At 56.0% G+C, this 2,819-nt stretch carries 4 protein-coding genes and 1 pseudogene; 2 read left to right on the top strand and 3 right to left on the bottom strand.

Annotated features, from left to right (window positions below):
• The coding region (locus GE027_RS23220; RefSeq protein WP_202617507.1) for a hypothetical protein at positions 1-294 on the bottom strand (294 nt) is incomplete at its 3' end.
• On the opposite strand from GE027_RS23220, the gene GE027_RS23840 reads away from it, so the two are divergent.
• Positions 205-564: a DDE-type integrase/transposase/recombinase gene (locus GE027_RS23840; RefSeq protein ID WP_153559463.1), complete on the top strand. Its 360-nt coding sequence runs from the start codon at positions 205-207 to the stop codon at positions 562-564. The genes GE027_RS23220 and GE027_RS23840 overlap by 90 nt on opposite strands.
• An 80-nt stretch (positions 565-644) precedes the next feature.
• Here the strand turns inward: GE027_RS23840 and tnpC are convergent.
• Together tnpC and GE027_RS23845 are read right to left on the bottom strand one after the other, a co-directional pair.
• A pseudogene (gene tnpC / locus GE027_RS22420) lies at positions 645-1,547 on the bottom strand (IS66 family transposase); the annotation flags it as partial.
• A 76-nt stretch (positions 1,548-1,623) separates the two neighbouring features.
• Entirely contained in the window at positions 1,624-1,950 is a 327-nt protein-coding gene (locus tag GE027_RS23845; RefSeq protein WP_390621628.1) for a hypothetical protein, read from the bottom strand.
• Between the two features lie 556 nt (positions 1,951-2,506).
• Here GE027_RS23845 and GE027_RS23850 point away from each other — a divergent pair.
• A complete protein-coding gene (locus tag GE027_RS23850; protein ID WP_390621629.1) occupies positions 2,507-2,689 on the top strand; it encodes an MBL fold metallo-hydrolase RNA specificity domain-containing protein in 183 nt (60 codons plus the stop codon).
• The last annotated feature ends 130 nt before the right edge of the window (positions 2,690-2,819 follow it).

The raw sequence follows: 2,819 nt of genomic DNA on the forward strand, positions 1-2,819 counted from the left end.
CCCGCAACATCCGCCGCCCCGCGCAGCAGTGGCAGTCAATGCAAGCCGTTTCGAGAACTGATCGTCTGAAAGTGTGAAGCCGGCTTGTCGTCCCAACGCATCCATCAAGACCTCGTCGCGGAGCATGGTTTCGAAGGGAAGTATTGGTCGGTCAACCGCTTCGTCCGGTCTCTCCGGAAGCAGCACGAACTCCCGTTCCGGCGCATGGAAGTCGAACCGGGCGAAGAACTTCAAGTCGACTTCGGCACCGGTGCAAAGATTCGAAACGCCGACGGAACCTATCGGCGTACGCATGTCTTTCGGTGCGTCCTAAGTCATTCTAGAAAGGGAGATTCCGAAGCGGTTTTCAAGCAGGACACGGAGAGCTTTATCCGGACTCTTGAGAACGCCTTCTGGGCGCTCGGCGGTGTGTCACAACGGATGGTCTTTGATAACGCTACATGTGCCGTGAAGACGCCCGACTGGTACGACCCAGAACTGAATCCGAAGCTGGTCGATTTCTGCAAACACTACGGCTGTGCATTCATTCCGACTCGGGTACGAACTCCGTGGCATAAGTGGTAACTGTTCACGGATCAGCAGCGTGTGCGAACCGAATGGACGAGGCACCTGCCAGCAGGCGTGAATCAGCGTTGACAGAGTTTCTATGAATCGCCCGCGAACAGCGAGGGCGGCGGTTCACCGGCCAGATGCTGCTTCACGGCCTGTCGCAAGCAGTCAAACAGCGAGAATTCCCGCTCTTCGCAGGTCGCCATAAGAGTCCAGATCCTTTCAAGCCTTCGCTGTCTCTGCTCACTCTTGCTGCCTTGGGTCACGCGGCGGTCGATGACCACGAATCGTATTGCCCGCTCAGCAATATTCTTCGTCGGCTCCAGTCCCGGCGTCGTTAAGAACCGCAGATAATCGTCGCCGTGCTCCTCGAATCGCCTTGCGAGATTGCAGGCCTTCGGATCTTTAGGAACGCGATACGTTGCCCGCATCAGCACCATCATCGCGGCGTCTTCCAATTCCCCATCGAATCGCTCGCCGAGCTTCTCGCGATCATGAATGACCCGAAACATGTCGCGGCTCGCATCCAGAAGCCGCCCGGCCCAGCCATGGGTTCGCCCGCTGGAATGCTCTTTGAGGAAACGCAGATCGCGGATCAGGTGAGCAAAACAGAACTGAACCGCACAGTCAGTCAATCCGCGGTACTTGTGATATGCACGGAAGTGGTCGCAACCAATGACGCCGTCGAACTCTTCGCCGAATACGTCCAGCAGGACGCCACTGCTGCGGCGAGGATCGATGCGGAAGACAGTGAATCCGTTGGATCGGAAGCACCAGGTCCACATCTTCTGGCCTCTGTCTCGGTGCCCCGTCTCATCGACGTTCAGGACTCGCTCTGCCTTCAGATTGTCGAACAGCGACTCGTAAATCGGGGCGATTGCTTCGCTAACCTTATTGATGGTTTTCTGCAACATCCCACGACTGAGCTGCAAGCCATAGACGTCATGGAGATACTTGCAAATCGTAGAGAAGGACGCAGGGCAGGCCCCCCTTGAGAAAGCCGATGATGCTTGTCAGTTCAGGGCCACAGAGGCCGGCTTTGCGGACCTCGAGAGGAATTGGGCAGGTGTGGGTCTATTGGCATGCACCGCAGTAACACCGCAACGACTGATGTTCAGTTGCTTCGATGGGCTTGGCTACCACCTCGATCTGTTGAAGTACGGATGCGGGGTCTTGGGTGTTCACCTGAACCGGGCCGCCACAGTCCGGGCAGACGTCGTAGGAATACTGCATCAGCCAGTCCGGTTCGTCAGCCGGCAACGCCTGCCTCAAACTCCGCTTATGCCCCTTTTGGCCTCCGCATTTGTTTTTGCCGGTCGGACGTCGTCTTTTGCCCGGCTTGACGATGTCCGACGAAGGCGGCTTGGAACTGTTGGTAGAATCCTTAGTGGCGCCGGCCAGCTTTCGTTCGCGTTCCTAGATCCGCAACGCTTGCTCCGCAACTTGTGGACGCAGCTGCTCCGTAAGCTTCTCCAGCCGCTCACAGTTCGGGCATTGGTGGGAATGAGGCGTTGAGTTGGCCATAATAAGACCGGGTTACAGACCGCCGTGCCATTCCCAAAGTGAAACACTACAGATTGCGCATGTGGCTTAATGCTTGCACTACATGCAGGGGCACGCCGCCCGTCGGGCACCTCAGATTCGGCTCAAGATTCCGTGAACAGTTACCGAAGCACTACCGAAGCCCGACCGCAAACAAGTTTTCGTTTTCCTTCCGTACAGCCAGAAGCAGAAGATTAAGCGAGAAGAGGCGTTCCAGATTTCCAACCCGTACTATCCGCACCGAATCTATTGGGAACGTCTTACAGAAGTCGCCGACCGCTCAGTAATGATCTTCCGCCCCAGTATGTTGAGAGACCTTGAGCGAGCGAAATGCCTGAATGGGGCCAGTCTGGTAAGCTCCGTGTGGTCCGGCTACCTCGAAGATAGCCGCCGTGAACTCGACAGGATGGCCGAAATGGGGATAGAAAGAAAGCATATTCATACATCTGGTCATGCGACAGTGGACGAACTTCGCCAGTTCGTCGAGGCGATCCCAGCCAGACGAGTCATCCCGATTCATTTGGAAGATCGAGACGGATTCGCAGAGTTGTCGGATCGAGTGGAAGTTCGAAACGATCACGAATGGTGGGAGGTTTAAAGTGCCGTATCCGGGGTATTACTTTGATGGAGAAGAAGACGTTGAGTGCGAGATCATACGCATGGGTGCCAATAATTCGAGGATACGCCTTCGAGACGGGACTGAACTCCTCAAGTCATCTGACGCTGTA

Origin of the sequence: Roseimaritima sediminicola (genome assembly GCF_009618275.1) — a bacterium.
In the GTDB taxonomy this organism is placed as follows: Bacteria; Planctomycetota; Planctomycetia; order Pirellulales; family Pirellulaceae; genus Roseimaritima; species Roseimaritima sediminicola.